The organism is Sphingobacterium sp. G1-14, assembly GCF_002196555.1.
In the GTDB taxonomy this organism is placed as follows: Bacteria; Bacteroidota; Bacteroidia; order Sphingobacteriales; family Sphingobacteriaceae; genus Sphingobacterium; species Sphingobacterium siyangense.
In genome coordinates this window covers 706,426-722,888 of record NZ_CP021381.1, presented here as the reverse complement: position 1 = coordinate 722,888, position 16,463 = coordinate 706,426, and the positions used below count along the sequence as shown (strand labels likewise).

The 16,463-nt window shown below is 40.8% G+C and carries 15 protein-coding genes; 5 read left to right on the top strand and 10 right to left on the bottom strand.

What is annotated here, in order from left to right; translation table 11 throughout:
* The first annotated feature begins 1 nt into the window (after position 1).
* From dacB to CBM24_RS03190, 5 genes are all read left to right on the top strand, one after another.
* Positions 2 to 1,426, top strand: a complete 1,425-nt coding sequence (gene dacB, locus CBM24_RS03210) for a D-alanyl-D-alanine carboxypeptidase/D-alanyl-D-alanine-endopeptidase (RefSeq protein WP_088160180.1) — start codon at positions 2 to 4, stop codon at positions 1,424 to 1,426.
* A gap of 93 nt (positions 1,427 to 1,519) precedes the next feature.
* Positions 1,520 to 3,802: an NADP-dependent malic enzyme gene (locus tag CBM24_RS03205; protein WP_088160179.1), complete on the top strand. Its 2,283-nt coding sequence runs from the start codon at positions 1,520 to 1,522 to the stop codon at positions 3,800 to 3,802.
* Positions 3,803 to 3,834: 32 nt separating this feature from the next.
* Positions 3,835 to 4,416, top strand: a complete 582-nt coding sequence (gene ruvA / locus CBM24_RS03200; protein ID WP_088160178.1) for a Holliday junction branch migration protein RuvA — start codon at positions 3,835 to 3,837, stop codon at positions 4,414 to 4,416.
* Between the two features lie 746 nt (positions 4,417 to 5,162).
* Complete coding sequence (locus tag CBM24_RS03195; protein WP_088160177.1) at positions 5,163 to 7,019, top strand: beta-N-acetylhexosaminidase; 1,857 nt, start codon at positions 5,163 to 5,165, stop codon at positions 7,017 to 7,019.
* 180 nt (positions 7,020 to 7,199) lie between these two features.
* Positions 7,200 to 7,676, top strand: a complete 477-nt coding sequence (locus tag CBM24_RS03190) for a GAF domain-containing protein (protein ID WP_088160176.1) — start codon at positions 7,200 to 7,202, stop codon at positions 7,674 to 7,676.
* A gap of 24 nt (positions 7,677 to 7,700) precedes the next feature.
* Here CBM24_RS03190 and CBM24_RS03185 read toward each other — a convergent pair whose 3' ends face one another.
* From CBM24_RS03185 to CBM24_RS03140, 10 genes are all read right to left on the bottom strand, one after another.
* Entirely contained in the window at positions 7,701 to 8,606 is a 906-nt protein-coding gene (locus CBM24_RS03185) for a WD40 repeat domain-containing protein (protein ID WP_232475673.1), read from the bottom strand.
* 293 nt (positions 8,607 to 8,899) lie between these two features.
* Entirely contained in the window at positions 8,900 to 9,484 is a 585-nt protein-coding gene (hisIE, locus tag CBM24_RS03180) for a bifunctional phosphoribosyl-AMP cyclohydrolase/phosphoribosyl-ATP diphosphatase HisIE (RefSeq protein ID WP_088160174.1), read from the bottom strand.
* A 114-nt stretch (positions 9,485 to 9,598) separates the two neighbouring features.
* Complete coding sequence (hisF, locus tag CBM24_RS03175; RefSeq protein ID WP_088160173.1) at positions 9,599 to 10,351, bottom strand: imidazole glycerol phosphate synthase subunit HisF; 753 nt, start codon at positions 10,349 to 10,351, stop codon at positions 9,599 to 9,601.
* 1 nt (position 10,352) lies between these two features.
* On the bottom strand, positions 10,353 to 11,105 hold the full coding sequence (locus tag CBM24_RS03170) for a HisA/HisF-related TIM barrel protein (protein ID WP_075990987.1): 753 nt from the start codon (positions 11,103 to 11,105) through the stop codon (positions 10,353 to 10,355).
* Positions 11,106 to 11,117: 12 nt separating this feature from the next.
* A complete protein-coding gene (gene hisH / locus CBM24_RS03165) occupies positions 11,118 to 11,717 on the bottom strand; it encodes an imidazole glycerol phosphate synthase subunit HisH (RefSeq protein WP_088160172.1) in 600 nt (199 codons plus the stop codon).
* Position 11,718: 1 nt separating this feature from the next.
* Entirely contained in the window at positions 11,719 to 12,858 is a 1,140-nt protein-coding gene (gene hisB / locus CBM24_RS03160; RefSeq protein ID WP_075990986.1) for a bifunctional histidinol-phosphatase/imidazoleglycerol-phosphate dehydratase HisB, read from the bottom strand.
* A gap of 4 nt (positions 12,859 to 12,862) precedes the next feature.
* On the bottom strand, positions 12,863 to 13,921 hold the full coding sequence (gene hisC, locus CBM24_RS03155; RefSeq protein WP_075990985.1) for a histidinol-phosphate transaminase: 1,059 nt from the start codon (positions 13,919 to 13,921) through the stop codon (positions 12,863 to 12,865).
* A gap of 227 nt (positions 13,922 to 14,148) precedes the next feature.
* Positions 14,149 to 15,060 carry a ribonuclease Z gene (locus tag CBM24_RS03150; protein WP_088160171.1) on the bottom strand — a complete coding sequence of 304 codons (912 nt, stop codon included), beginning with the start codon at positions 15,058 to 15,060 and terminating at the stop codon, positions 14,149 to 14,151.
* Between the two features lies 1 nt (position 15,061).
* The gene (locus CBM24_RS03145) at positions 15,062 to 15,442 is read right to left on the bottom strand and encodes an STAS domain-containing protein (protein WP_075990983.1); all 381 of its coding nucleotides are present in this window, start codon (positions 15,440 to 15,442) and stop codon (positions 15,062 to 15,064) included.
* Positions 15,443 to 15,475: 33 nt separating this feature from the next.
* Positions 15,476 to 16,426 carry a phosphoribosylaminoimidazolesuccinocarboxamide synthase gene (locus CBM24_RS03140; RefSeq protein WP_075994626.1) on the bottom strand — a complete coding sequence of 317 codons (951 nt, stop codon included), beginning with the start codon at positions 16,424 to 16,426 and terminating at the stop codon, positions 15,476 to 15,478.
* Positions 16,427 to 16,463 lie beyond the last annotated feature (37 nt).

The following is a 16,463-nucleotide window of genomic DNA, read 5'->3' as shown; positions in this document are numbered from 1 at the left end:
TATGAACCAATTTCTGCTAAGTACCATTGCTTTTTCTACTTACGCGTTAACGACCGTTACCACTCCATTATTTGCGCAGGATCTTCGCAGTAAAATTCAGGATGCTTTTACGCAGTTTCAAAGTCAGGAAAGCCTCAGGAATGGTTTGAGCTCACTGATAGTTTTCGATGGAAAAACAGGCCAGACTGTATTCGCAGCAAATGAAAATATCGGACTAGCAACCGCGTCCACCATGAAGGTAATCACTTCGGCCACGGCATTGGACTTCCTGGGTAAGAATTTTCAGTTCAAAACAACCCTGTATTATACAGGTGAAATCGACGAGAACGGTGTGTTAAACGGAAGTATTATTGTGACAGGTACGGGAGACCCTACCCTTGGCAGCGCTCGCTATCCGGAGACTCAGGCAACAACGATACTGAACAAGTGGCTTACAGCGATCCAAAATGCCGGTATCAAAAGTATTAATGGCGCTATCATTGCCGATGATCGGCTTTATAATGGGAACCAGCTTCCGGGTGGCTGGATCTGGACTGACATGGGTAACTACTACGGCGCGGGGATTTCTTCGCTCAATTGGTGTGAGAACGCTTTTGGCATTAATTTTACCCCAAGTAATAAAATTGGCGCCAAAGCGGAGATCCTTAGTTATACAGCCCAAGTTCCCTATCTGGAAATTATCAATGAAACAACCACTGGTAAATCAGGAAGCGGCGACAACGTATACGCCTATGCTGCCCCTTATTCAACGAAGATATTTGTGCGTGGTTCGTATGGGCAAGATCTCAAGAAAACAATTGAGCTCTCCTCTCCCGATCCGGCTTACGACCTCGCTTATCAATTAAACGAAGTCCTAAACAACAACGGTATTGTTGCCAGCGAACGGCCTGCTACTGGAACAAAGATGGATTCAGTTGATGTTTCAAAAAAACAAACCCTGGATATCCACCTATCCCCAACCTTAGATAAAATTGTCTACTGGTTTAACCAAAAGAGCATCAATCTCTATGGAGAAGCCCTATTGAAAGCGATAGCTTATACAACAGCGGGTAAAACGGGCACCGACGATGGCGCTTATTATATCCAAAAATATTGGAACGCCAAATTAGGCATAAAATCCAGTGAACTCAATAGTATGGATGGCTCGGGACTATCGCCTCAAAATCGAGTGACCACAGCAGCGATGAATAAGATTATGCAGTATGCACAAAAACAAAGTTGGTACCCTGCTTTCTACGAAAGTCTTCCCACCTATAACAATATGAAGATGAAAAGTGGAACAATCGGCGGCGTACTTGGTTATACAGGTGTACATACCAATAAAACAGGACAGTCATTTACCTACACGTTACTGGTTAACAACTATGCTGGGTCGGCCTCCAGCATGCGTCAGCAAATGTTTAAACTGTTGGATGTCCTGAAGTAACATATTATTGTCTAATTATAATAAGATATTGGCAAATATTTCCAATTATCAAAAAGAATGATAGATTTGTAGCCTTAAATTAATAAAATCGTAATGAGTAACACTAATCGTAAACAGGCAGCGTTAAACTACCACGCAATGGGTAGACCTGGTAAAATAGCTGTTGTTCCGACCAAACCAACAAATTCGCAAAGAGACTTATCATTAGCATATTCTCCAGGTGTAGCGGAGCCATGTTTGGCTATTGCTGAGAACAAAGAAGATGCTTATAAATATACCGCAAAAGGAAACCTTGTTGCTGTTATCAGTAATGGTACAGCAGTATTGGGCTTAGGCGATATCGGCGCCCAAGCTGGTAAACCAGTCATGGAAGGTAAGGGTTTATTATTCAAAATTTTTGCCGACATTGATGTATTTGACATCGAAGTGGACACCAAAAATGTTGATGAGTTTGTCAACATTGTCAAAGCATTGGAGCCTACTTTTGGAGGGATCAACCTGGAAGATATCAAAGCACCGGAATGTTTTGAAATCGAACGCCGTCTAAAAGAAGAAATGAACATCCCAGTGATGCACGATGACCAACATGGTACAGCAATCATCTCAGGTGCAGCATTGATCAACGCCTGTGAAATTATCGGTAAAGATATTTCAAAAGTAAAAATCGTCGTCAATGGTGCTGGAGCAGCTGCAATGTCGTGTACTGCAATGTATATTTCAGTAGGTGCTAGCAAAGAAAATATTGTGATGCTGGATAGCAAAGGTGTAATCCGTACTGATAGAGAAAATCTAGACAGCATGAAAGCACAATATGCAACAGATCGCGATATTCACACCTTGGCAGATGCTGTAAAAGATTCGGATGTATTTATCGGTCTATCGGCAGCAGACGTCATGTCGGCAGAGATGTTGTTATCGATGGCTCCAAGCCCAATTGTATTGGCGATGGCAAATCCAAATCCTGAGATTGCTTACGATTTGGCGATGGCAACACGTAACGATATTATCATGGGTACAGGTCGTTCAGATTATCCCAACCAAGTAAACAATGTATTGGGTTTCCCATATATCTTCCGTGGTGCTTTGGATGTACGTGCAACAGCAATTAACGAGGAAATGAAAATTGCCGCAGTGCGTGCAATTGCAGATTTGGCGAAACAACCTGTTCCAGAAGAAGTAAATCAAGCCTATAACACGAGCAATTTAAAATTCTCGGAAGAATATATCATTCCAAAACCTACCGATCCGCGTTTGATCACTGAAGTTTCTATGGCTGTTGCAAAAGCTGCCATCGCATCAGGTGTAGCAAAGACCGTAATCGAAGATTGGGATCAATACAGCGATGCCCTACGTAAACGTCTTGGTAAAGATGATGCGATTATGCGCAATTTGACTATGGCTGCAAAAAGAGATCCTAAACGTGTTGTTTTTGCAGAAGCAGACAATTACAAAACGTTGCGTGCGGCACAGATTGTTAAAGAAGAGGGCATTGCGATTCCAATTCTTTTAGGTAGAAGAGATAAAATCGAACGTTTAATCAAAGAATATGCTTTTGAATTGGATGGTCTTGAAATTATCGACCCAGTTGCTGAAGTCGACAACGAAACGGAGCGTTCAAAGAAATTTATTGAGCATCTTTACATCAAAAGACAACGCCGTGGTATATCGAAATACGATGCCCGTAAGTTGATGTACGACCGCAACTATTTTGGTGCCTCTTTAGTGGAATTTGGCGAAGCTGATACCCTAATTTCCGGTATGACCAAAAATTATGCAAATACAATCCGTCCGGCATTACATGTAATCGGTGCTAAACCAGGCAGCCGTGTCGCAGGTATGTATATGATGTTAACAAAAAAAGGACCAATCTTCATGGGTGATACAACCGTAAATGAAGACCCTACAGCACAAGAACTAGCAGACATTACCCTGTTATTGGATAAAGCTGTGAAACGCATGAACATTCAGCCACGTATTGCATTACTATCTTACTCTAATTTTGGTTCAAGCGAAGGAAAAACGCCAACAAAAGTGAGAGCAGCAGCGCAGATCCTACACGATCAACATCCAGAGATTATTGCTGATGGTGATTTACAAGCAAACTTCGCCTTAAACAGCGAAATGTTGACAGCAAATTTCCCTTTCAGCTGCTTAAATGGAAAATCTGCGAATACACTCGTATTTCCTAATTTGGAGTCGGGAAATATCGCTTATAAATTATTGCAAGAAGTTGGTGAAGCTGAGGCTGTAGGTCCAATCCTTTTGGGTATGAACAAACCAATTCACGTATTGCAATTGGACAGCTCTGTACGCGAAATCGTCAATATGGTTACCATTGCCGTAGTCGATGTACAAGCACATCTTAAAAATTTATAGAATAGCTTAAAATCTTCCTATATTCGTATACTATGTACGAATATTTCAATGGAAAATTAGCATATAAAGCCCCCACTCATGTTGTTATCGATGTGAGTGGGATTGGTTATTATGTCCACATCTCTCTCTATACCTTCTCCCAAATCAAGGATCAGGAAAATTGTAAACTATTTATATCACTTCAAGTTCGGGAAGATTCACACACGCTTTATGGCTTTGCGACAGAAGGCGAGAAAAAATTATTCGAAAATTTGATCTCTGTTTCTGGTATTGGCCCCAATACAGGCCGTATGATACTATCGTCAAACACACCCGATGAGATCCAGTCTGCCATCGTCAATGGCCAGGTTGCCCTAATTCAAAAGATTAAAGGAATCGGCCCTAAAACAGCACAACGTCTTATACTGGAACTTCAGGATAAATTAAAAAAACAGGGCTTCGAAGCCTTGGCATCACCTATCGAATCCCAATCTGTGCCAGAAGAAGCATTGTCAGCACTAGTGATGCTCGGATTCAACAAAGTCGCGGCAGAGAAGGTGTTAAATACCATTTTAAAGACCGAAAGCAATCTTTCCGTAGAGGATATGATCAAATTAGCATTGAAACGACTTTAATGCATAAACATTAGCAGTACGTATCAGTTATCTAATGATTAATATCGGATACGTACTGCTAATGCTGTAGCGTAAAAGATATAAAGGAACCCGAAGGTTCCTTTGTTATTTCCCGAACCTCAGTTTTGCAATAAATCGAGGGCTAAAAAGGAAGCATCACAACAGCGATTTATTCTTTACAAAGGCGAGCCCTTTCATTCTTTTCGCTTTGGTTTTTAGATACAGCAAACGGACATCAAATAGGGATCAAATTTTGTCTTTTGACACTGTTTATTCAGTGTTTGTTCAGTGATCGTTCAGTGCTTGCTCAGTGATCAGTCAGTTAAGACTGAATAAGCACTGAGTAAGCACTGTCTAAAAATTGATTAAATATTATCCTTATTTTGAACTTGGTATCAACCAATTATCGCCATCTTCAAAATGGCGCTTGAGGGACTGTTACCAGAAAAGCAGATTCCGTTGTACCCGCTATTGAACAGCTGCTCAGTAGAACACAGATAGATACAGTTAAAAGGCATAAATTTTTTCACCTAAATTTGGATACTATTCCCCGAAGTAAAATATCCCCTTTAACAGACTAAACAAACGATTGATCTACCCCAAACACGCTATTATCCAAACTACTTCTAAGTGCCCAAAAACACTTTCAACAGTGTTTTCATACCCTATTTGTTACATTTCCTCTTTGCTAAAACGTATTTATTCACCTATTTTTAGGACTTCTTATTTCAGTTATAATCTCACGCATGAAGAAACTATTTTCACTTGCGCTGGCTCTAAGTGTAGGAGCAGCAGTATTTGCGCAAGAAAAGAAAGATGCTACCTTGAACATTGTGCCATTACCACAACAGGTTCAAATTAAAAATGGCACGTTTAAAATCAACGCTAACACCAAAATCGCCTTCGATAGCGAAGAGGACAAAAAAGTTGCAACGCTGTTTCAGGATTTCCTAAAAAGCAACTACAATCTCAATTTATCAGTAGTGAAATCAGCGAGCAGCAATACGATCTATTTCTCCTCCAAAAAAGCAAAAACCACTAATGCTGAAGCGTATGAACTTAACATAAGTTCGGACCGCGCAACTATTAGCGGAAAAGCTGCCGGTCTATTTTATGGTATGCAATCGTTGATCCAATTGCTACCTGTAGATAAAAAGGCCAGCATAGAAATTCAACAAGCTTCAATCCAGGATGAACCGCGTTTTGCCTATCGTGGATTACATCTCGATGTTGGCCGTCACTTCTTTCCTGTAGAATTTGTAAAAAAATACATTGATATTCTGGCATCTTACAAATTGAATACGTTTCATTGGCATTTGACAGACGACCAAGGCTGGCGTATAGAAATCAAATCACATCCAAAATTGACTCAAGTTGGCGGTTACCGCAAGCAAACACTGCTGGGTAACTACAAGACAGATGGCGATTATGACAATACACCTTATGGTGGTTTCTATACCCAGGACCAAATCAAAGAAGTGGTTGCCTATGCAAAAGCTAAATATGTAACGGTTATACCCGAAATCGAGATGCCAGGACATGCATTAGCAGCACTTTCGGCTTACCCAGAATTGGGTTGTGGTGATAAGCCAGGACCTTACACAGCTGCTCAGACTTGGGGAGTGTTTGACGATGTTTTCTGTGCCGGAAAAGAAGAGACATTCAAATTATTGGAAGATGTAATTGATGAAGTCATTCCCCTATTCCCCAGCGAATATATCCACATCGGTGGTGATGAGTGTCCAAAAACAAAATGGAAAACATGTCCATTTTGTCAAAAAAGAATCAAAGACAACAACCTCAAAGATGAACATGAGTTACAGAGCTATTTTATCCAACGTATGGAAAAATACATCAATAGTAAAGGTAAACGTATCATTGGATGGGATGAGATCTTAGAGGGCGGTTTAGCACCTAATGCGACTGTCATGAGCTGGAGAGGCGATCAAGGCGCAATTGATGCAGCCAATCAAGGTCACGATGTGATCATTACAGCAAACAGCTATGGTTTATATTTTGATCACAAACAAGGTCCTGATCAAAACAGAGAACCTTTAAGTATCGGCGGACTTTCCACATTGAGCAAAGTATATTCGTCAGACCCAATGCCTAGCAAAATTGCTGAAAACAACAAGAAACACGTTTTAGGTGTACAGGCAAATATTTGGACAGAGTATATTGGATCATCCAATAAAGTCGAATTTACAGTGTTACCGCGCGTTTTAGCGCTTTCTGAAATTGCCTGGACACAGCCAGAGAAAAAGAACTGGAAAAATTTCTCAGAACAGCGTGCAGCAAATCAGCTGGCTAAACTTGACCAAACCAATACATTCTATCGTGTACCGGAAGTATATGGCATAACAGATACCACCGTATATGCTTCGGAATATACGATCAGAGGTTTGAAACCATCTGTTGAAGGGGCCAAAATTTATTATACATTGGACAACTACGATCCTTCAGAATTGGATTTAGAATATACAGGTCCAGTGAAAATTACGGTTCCTAATAGTAAGGAACGTGTTTTCAAAGCCGTTGTTGTAACGCCTTCCGGCAAAAGAAGCAACTACATTCGGGTGAATATTATCAACACCAAGAAATAATAACATTTGCCTGATAAGAAAGCGCTAATATTCTGTTAACTTTGAACAGCGTATTAGCGCTTTTTCATTTCATGCAGGTTGGAACTCAATATGCCCTGAAGCTTTCCGGACAGGCAAAACATGCTTGGCAATTGTAATCCTGATAGCAAATGCATGATTATTTTTTTTACATAGATTTTTATGGCAGAGGATTTACAAATAGCTAAAGGTAGCAAAGAAGAACAATATCAAAATTTACTTCCTCAGATCGGAGGACTATTGCAAGGCGAGCCTAATCAAATTGCCAATTTGGCTAACATCGCTGCTGCACTGAAAGAACAATTCAATTTTTTCTGGGTTGGTTTCTATCTTGTTGATGGAGACGAGCTCGTATTAGGCCCTTTTCAGGGCCCCGTTGCATGCACGCGTATCAGGAAAGGCCGTGGCGTATGCGGGGGTGCTTGGGCACAGGAAAAAACATTGATTGTTCCTGATGTGGAGCAATTTCCGGGACACATTGCCTGTAGTTCGCTCTCGCGGTCCGAAATAGTGCTACCCGTTTTTAAACAGGGACAGATTATCGGTGTGCTGGACGTTGACAGCAGTGAATTAAATAGTTTTGATGAAGTCGATGAGAAATACCTTACGCAGGTATTACAGCTTTTAGACAGCGAATAGATAAGCTGCGCTATTTTTGATCATTTATTTATTTTCAAATTCCCAGACTTTCACTAATTTGTCGTCACCGACACTAAAGAAATATTGTCCATTTTCGGACCATGATCCTGCATTTACAGATAAATGATGGCCATCTTGCATCTTCTCGCGGCTCATATTTTTCAATAGTGCAAAATCGGCTGTGGACCAAAACTTCAACGATTTATCGCGACTGACAGTTGCAAAAATTGGCGCTTCAGGATGGGGATATATTCCGTATACGGTAAAAAGATGAGGTACAAAGGAAAAATTAGTTGTCAATTGATTTGGATCTGAAATCACCAATTGCGCATCCCTTCCACCACTTAGCAATTTATTATGGATAAATGCCAGCGACGTAGCGGGCATACTATGCAATTTTGAATCAGTAATAACATGAAAGTCAGTACTGTCCAACATATAAACCTGTCCATCTTTATCGCCCAATGCTATTCGTCCAAGTCCTTCATCAATTGCAATTGCCCGAATTGTTGTTGGGGATATACGCTTCTCGTAAATACTTTTATAAGTTGCCAAGTCAATGACATACAATGTCCCCTCTTCACCTACCGCCAAAAGCTCATTTTTCCAGGACATATAAGCCAATGCAAAAATAGCTTTGGTGCTCAGTTGTATGCTTGCTACAAGCTTTTGCTCTTCTACATGTACAAAAAGTAGCTTGCCCTCGCGCAAGGCTATGGCCAGAATCGGCGTACCCGTTATCAACCGTAAAGCGTATACCGATGAACTTACTGCGCAGAGAATACGCTTAAATGCATTCTGCTCAATATCCCATTCGACAACGCCCTTATCGTTACCAGCTGTAAAAAATGTGTGCGTATAATAACCCTTCTCTACACAAAAAATAGGGTTTTGATGTCCTGGTAATGTCGATTTTAATGTAATATCCATAGTAATTTCGCTAAAACTCCTTCTCCAGCCGGATCGCATATTTTACGCCCAGTTTTTATGCTGTAGGACTCCACTGATCGAACTGTGAGTCCGGTAAAAATCAATACAGCAATACGTATTGTTAGCCGGTAGAAACAAGAAGTGCAGTATATCCACAAATATACTGCACTTCTTAGATTATTTTGTCATCTTAGCTTAAAGCCTTCTCCCCGTTTCGGATTTTGTTCAACGGTGCTGCCATCTTCCGATTTTAAGTGAGCTAGGAGCACGAAGTAAGATGTCCCTTCAAATACCTATTGATGTCTGCTCTCGAGGTTTTTCGCAATTGTTTCCAAAGAAAATCCTTTCTCACGCAACAATACGATCAAATGAAACAATAAGTCTGAAGTTTCATTGATAAAATCAGCATCTGTTTCTGTCAATGCTGCAATTACTGTTTCTACAGCTTCCTCGCCAACCTTTTGCGCAATCTTATTGATACCGCGAGAACGCAGGCGGTTGACATAAGATTCATCAGAAGGATGTTCATAGCGATGGTTGACAATACGCTCTAACTCCAACAGAAAGTTTTGGTTAAAGTCTGTACTGAAACAGCTTCTGCTCCCTGTATGACAGGTAGGCCCCATTGGTTCTGCTTTGATCAAAACAGTATCCTTATCACAATCAACATGGATGCTTTTTACATTCAAAAAGTTTCCACTCTCCTCTCCTTTTGTCCAAAGGCGATTTTTGCTTCGGGAGAAAAACGTAACACGTTTCTCTGCTTGTGTCTTCTCCCAAGCTTTCTCGTTCATATAGCCTAACATCAATACTTCCAACGTTTGGAAGTCCTGCACAATCACTGGAACGAGGCCGTCACTTTTTGCAAAATCTAACATGATTTTAGTATTTCAATTTTAAATTATTTTCGAAGAACCGTGAGCTCTCTTTTAACTTCTCAGGATTTCATCCAGCAAGTTTATGACTTACTTCTCCTTGATCAATCTTGTTTTCTATCTTACGACAATTCCATTTTGACGCAAGGTAGCTTTAAGATCCGGAATCAATATTTCACCATAATGGAAGACCGATGCCGCCAGAGCAGCATCTACGTTAGCTTGCTGAAAAACATCCACAAAATGCTGTTGATTACCAGCTCCGCCAGAGGCAATCAGTGGAATATGAATGCGGTCATTTATTGTTTTTAAAAAACCATTATCAAAGCCATTTTTTGTTCCGTCATGATCCATTGACGTCAGCAGGATCTCTCCCGCTCCACGTTCCTGCGCTTCAAGTATCCAATCCGCTGTGTTCAATTCCGTCCTAATGCGTCCACCACTCAGATGGACAAAATGCTGACCGTCGATGGACCGGGTATCGACAGCAACAACAACAAATTGTGCACCAAAAGCTGCAGCCATCTGATTGATAAGATCGGGGTTACGTACCGCCGCGGAATTGATGGAAATTTTATCTGCACCTGCATTCAACAGGATGTCAGCATCTTTGATTTCATTGATACCACCGCCAATTGTAAAAGGAATATTCACTTGACGTGCGACTGCTTTGACTAAATCAATTGTCGTTTTACGCTCCTCATGTGTCGCTGTAATATCCAGGAAAACGAGTTCATCAGCCCCTTGTTGAGAATATTCATAGGCCAATTCAACGGGATCACCCGCATCGCGCAGATCCACAAAATTGACTCCTTTTACAGTCCGCCCATCCTTAACATCCAAACAGGGAATTATACGTTTTGCCAGCATTTTAAAATCTGATTAACGATTTTAAATTCCAATCTTTGATTTCATCGATCGAGATTCTATTTTCATAGATTGCTTTACCAACGACAACAGATTCTACACTGCCCAGTTCCTGAAGTTTCTGAATATCGTCCATTGAACTGATCCCGCCAGAAGCAATTAACTTGATAATCGGAGAATGGTTCAACAACTTTTGGTACAATTCAACACCTGCACCGCCCAATTTACCATCTTTACTAATATCGGTACATAAGAATCTAAAGAACCCTAAAACCAAGCATTTATCAATATATTCGATCAATTTGATTGGAGAGCTTTCCAACCAGCCGGAGTATTTGATGACTTCATCCAATACGTCGATCGCTATAACAATGTGGTCTGCATATTTTACTTTACCTTCATTCAATGTCGCCAGTTCCTCCAAGAATGAAGGATTTGTAATTGCCTGTGTTCCGACAATAACGCGATAAACACCCGCATCTACCAATTCTTTAACCTTCTCTATGCTTCTAACACCACCGCCATATTGAATCTTCATATCCGTCTTCTGGATGATATCAAATAAATAGGCCTGATTGCTGAAGTCTCCTTTTGCACCATTTAAATCAATGATATGGACGAGTTCCGTACCATTTGCGCGGTAGGTTTCGATTTGCTCTTCTAAACTAATCGCATACGTTGTAACGTCATTGTAGTTACCCTCTCTCAAACGGACAACTTTTTTGTCCAAAACGTCTATTGCTGGAATGATATACATAGTCGAATATTTTTAATCAATTTGAATAGTTGAAAAATTGAGCAACAGCTGCTCTCCTGCTTTTCCAGATTTCTCTGGATGAAATTGTACGCCAAAGAAATTGTCTTTAGAAATTGCAGCCGAAAAAGGATGTCCATAGACACATTTTGCCGCAGTATATGTCGCATCGAATTCGATAAAGTACGAGTGGACAAAATAAAAATAAGTTTGATCTTCAATATGTGCAAATAAAGGACTATTTGCTGGCACGGAAACACTATTCCAGCCCATATGTGGTACTTTACCCGACTTTTCGGCATCAAAATGTAACGTCTTCAAAGGAAAAAGCTTTAACATTTCGGCATTTCCTTCTTCTGAAAAAGCCGTCAGTAATTGCATACCAACACAAATCCCCAATACAGGCTTTTTTAGCTTTTTGATATAAGGCACCAATCCTGATTCCTGTAGTTTGTCCATTGCTGCGCCAGCATGCCCCACTCCAGGAATGATGATACGATCGTATTGATCGATCTCATCTGCGGTATTGACCATACCATAGGTAAGCCCAACACGATCCAGTGCCGCTGTCAAAGAGAAAATATTCCCCGCACCGTAATTAATAATTCCTATCATCTTACAATACTCCTTTTGTACTTGGCAATTGCATATGGTCGGCATCGCGTCTTACCGCTTTCTTGATAGATTTAGCAAAAGCTTTGAAGATCGCTTCGATCTTATGGTGCTCATTGTCACCTTCAGCTTTAATGTTTAAATTCGATCGTGAAGCATCTGAAAACGACTTAAAGAAGTGGAAAAACATTTCCGTAGGCATATCGCCGATCTTCTCCCGTTTAAATTCCGCATCCCACACAATCCAGTTGCGACCACCAAAATCCAATGCAACCTGAGCCAAACAATCATCCATTGGCAACGTATAGGAATAGCGCTCAATTCCACGTTTGTCCCCTAAAGCCTTCAAAAAGACCTCACCCAGTGCGATACCCGTATCTTCGATGGTATGATGTTCGTCGATATGAAGATCACCTTTCGCCTTAATGGTCAAATCAAGTGCTCCATGTCTAGCCAATTGATCCAACATATGGTCGAAAAACGGTAACCCCGTTTCGATATCAGACTTACCCGAACCGTCCAAATTCAACTGAATAAAAATATCCGTTTCATTGGTTTTACGATGATGTTCGGCAGTGCGCGTACCCAATTTAAGGAATTCATACACCGTCTTCCAATCTGTTGTCTCTAAAGCTATAACAGTTGAATCTATCGCAAGGTTTTCCAAAGCACCTAATTGATCGTTAGCACGCAGCCAAATTGCCTTTGCACCGAGGTTTTGTGCTAATTTAACATCATTCACACGATCGCCGATGACGAAGGATTGGCTCAAATCGTATTTCGACGTATCAAAATAAGCTCCAAGCATACCAACTCCCGGTTTTCGGGTTTCCGCATTCTCGTGTGGAAAGGTTTTATCAATATGTTCCTCGGCAAACACTACTCCTTCTCCTGCAAACGTATCAATCACAAAATGATGGACTGGCCAGAAATTCTCCTCCGGATGGGAAGACGTTCCTAAACCATCTTGGTTGGAAACCAAGATCAATTCGAAATCCAGCTCCTTTGCGATACGTGGAAGATACTGCAAAGCACCAGGATAGAATTTTAATTTGGCAAAAGAATCGATTTGTTCGTCTTCAGGTTCCAAAATTAATGTTCCATCGCGGTCTATAAACAGTACACGTTTTAAGTTATCAGGCATAGTATTATTTATTGATTTGATTAAGTTTTTCTAACAATATTTGATTTTCGGCAGGCGTTCCAACAGTGATCCGTAGGCAGCCTTCACATAATTCGACTTTGGATCTATCTCTAACGATAATTCCATATTGAACTAGATAATCGTAAACTTCACGTGGCTGCTCCATCTTGACCAAAATAAAGTTGGCATCAGAAGGTGTAATATGCTGCACATAGTCCAGTTCAAGCAATTCACGCACGAGTTTCTCGCGCTCCGCCACCGTCTCCTTGATCCAGTCATTGACTTGATCAACCTGATCTAAGGCTTCCAATACAATATCTTGTGTAGCCTGGTTAATGTTGTATGGTGGTTTTATTTTATTGTAAACAGCTATAATCTCTTTACTGGCAAAAGCCATGCCCAGGCGTAGCGCCGCAAGCCCCCAAGCTTTAGACAAAGTCTGCAATACCACTAGATTGGGGTATTCAGCCAGTTCTTGCGTAAATGACTTGACAGCAGAAAAATTAATATAAGCCTCATCGACAACAACAAGCCCCTGAAAATTATTCAAGATCGTTTCAATATCCTGGCGACGGATTGAGTTTCCTGTTGGATTATTTGGAGAACAGATAAAAATCAGTTTAGTATGTGCGTCTATTGCATTGGCAATACCATCCAAATCCAGCTGGTAATCAGCAGTAAGGTTTACTTTTTTGAAAGCAACATCATTGATGTTCGCAGAAACTTCATACATCCCGTAGGTTGGCGGAACTAATATGACATTGTCAACACCAGGGGTACAAAATGCACGGTATAAGATATCAATAGCTTCATCACTTCCATTTCCCAAAAAGATATGCTCTGATGGTACACCTTTTATTTTAGAAAGTTTTGCTTTAACTTGATGTTGGAGAGGGTCTGGATATCGGTTGTAATCATGGTTTAAGGGGGATCCAAAAGGATTTTCATTGGCATCAATCAATATGGATGCCTCCCCTTTAAATTCATCTCTTGCGGATGAATAAGGTACGAGCTTCTTAATATTTTCCCGTAGTAGGTTGTTTAAGTTGAATGGATTATCCATTATAAAAAAATTAGAGCCGTAAACTTAGATAAATTGTTCATCATATGCAATATAATAAGCAATTATTCATAGGCGACTATTGGATCTTCAGTTGCATTTATCAGCTTGTTCTACCTGGTAGTTTTTGGTATCTATTCGTTTTGTGGTCCTGATTACTTCCCCTTTATCACTATTTCATTGGTCTTTACCCGCTCATTGCTGGGATATACAGAGAAAAATCAAAAAAACTAAACGGAAAACCACCTACCTTCCACAGAGAGTTCCGTGTCTGGGAATACAGTTCTCGCTTCTTCCAATAGGGGATTTAAATCTCTGTACCGAGCTGAATAATGACCTAATAGCAACTTCTTTGCGTGAGTTTCCTGGGCGATTTCTCCAGCTTCCAGCGCTGTTGTGTGAAACGTCTCTTTTGCGCGATCAACCATATCGTGCAAGAATGTAGACTCATGATACATCAGATTAGCCTTTTGCACATAAGGCAGATATTCTGGCGTCCGTACGGTATCCGAACAATACACATAACTGCGCGATAAGGGGGCAGGAAGGCTCAGGTCGTCTGCACGATATACTGTACCGCTTTCATCGACATAATCAAATCCTTTTTTGATCATCGGAAAATAGGCGGTCGGTATATTTAATTCCTGCACGACATCGCCCAGCAATGTTCGCGCGCGGGGTCCCTCATCAAAACGAAAGCCGGTGCAGGCGATACGGTGCTTTAATGGAAAAGCACTTACTTTTAATGTTCTGTTTTCAAAAATAACGCCAGGCTGTTCGGGTGAAATCGGATGAAAAACAAGATTATAGCGTAAAATAGTCTCGGAATGCAAAAACTGCACGTCTAAAATTTCCTTTAACGCAGGTGGGCCATACAAATGGAGATCACTTTTTCGGCCGACAAGGTGCATCGATGAAAGCAGCCCCACCAAGCCCAAATAATGATCCCCATGCAAATGGCTAATAAATATATGTCCTATGCGATTGCTTTTGATGCCGTATCGGCTAAGTTGCATTTGTGTGCCTTCTCCACAGTCGATCAAAAACAATTGCTCATTAAAGTTCAACACTTGGCTAGTCGGATGACGATCAAACATCGGCGTTGCCGAGCTATTTCCCAATATCAGAACTTCAAACTTCATATTAATCCTCAATAGTCCCCCGATACTCAGATTCCAATTCGTGCGCAAAGATTAAATCCTCCGCAACCTTTAATGATGGTGCTATTTTCAGCGATTTATCCAAATGCGATACACGAACCATATCCATTAACGTTGGACAAAGATTAACCAAAATAAATATGCCACCAACAGACTGACATAAACGATGGGCAAGCACGCCTAAACGGATACCTACCTCGTCCGTTTGCTTAACGTGGATCATATCCAAAACAATATTCCGTTGTCCAATCGTATTCCGCAACAAAAACTCCCCTTTGAGTTTAGCGGCGTTATCCGCGTCAATCACATCGACATGAGGTTCTATGACAATATAGCGATCGTGCTTATCAATGGTATACTTCATTAGTCTATCTCCTTTGTTTGAGGATACAATGTACTAATAATTTAGCGTTTTCAAGGCGTTTGCCACATTTCTTTCCACACGTTCCAGTACGTTTTCCTGATCTGGATACACAAACTTCTCTCCGACGATATGCTCGTATAGCTCAATATAACGTTCAGAAATGGAAGCCACGATCTCATCGGTCATCTCCGGAACGACCTGACCATCTTTCCCTTGGAAGCCGTTTTCAATTAACCATTTGCGAACAAACTCCTTCGACAATTGCTTTTGTGACTCACCTTTTTCCTGGCGTTCCTGATAGCCTTCTGCATAAAAATAACGGGAAGAATCTGGTGTATGAATCTCATCGATCAACACAATTTTTCCATCTTTTTTTCCAAACTCATATTTTGTATCCACCAAAATTAGCCCTCTTTGCGCAGCAATTTCAGTACCTCTTTGGAACAATGCTTTGGTATATTGCTCCAATTGAATATAATCTTCCTCGCTTACGATACCCTTTTTCAAGATATCGGCACGTGAGATATCTTCATCATGTCCAACAGCAGCCTTTGTTGTCGGTGTAATAATTGGCTCAGGCAATTTGTCATTTTCTTTCAGTCCTTCTGGCAATGCCTCACCACATACTTCACGTTTGCCTGCAGCATATTCACGCCAAGCGTGTCCCGACAAGTAACCCCGAATAACCATTTCTACTTTAAACGGCTCACACATTTGACCGATAGTTACACTTGGATCCGGAACAGATACGACCCAATTTGGAATAATATCAGCCGTAGCCTTTAAAAATTTGGCTGCAATTTGATTCAACACCTGCCCTTTATAGGGTATAGGACGTGGAAGTACCACATCAAATGCCGAAATACGATCTGAGGCAACCATCGCCAAATAAGTATCGGCAATCGTATACACGTCACGTACTTTTCCTCGGTAAAAAGCAGTCTGATTTTCGAAATTGAAATTTGTTTCTTTTATAGCATTCATGTTCAAAGTAAAATTCAAATGTAAGTAATTGTTCATT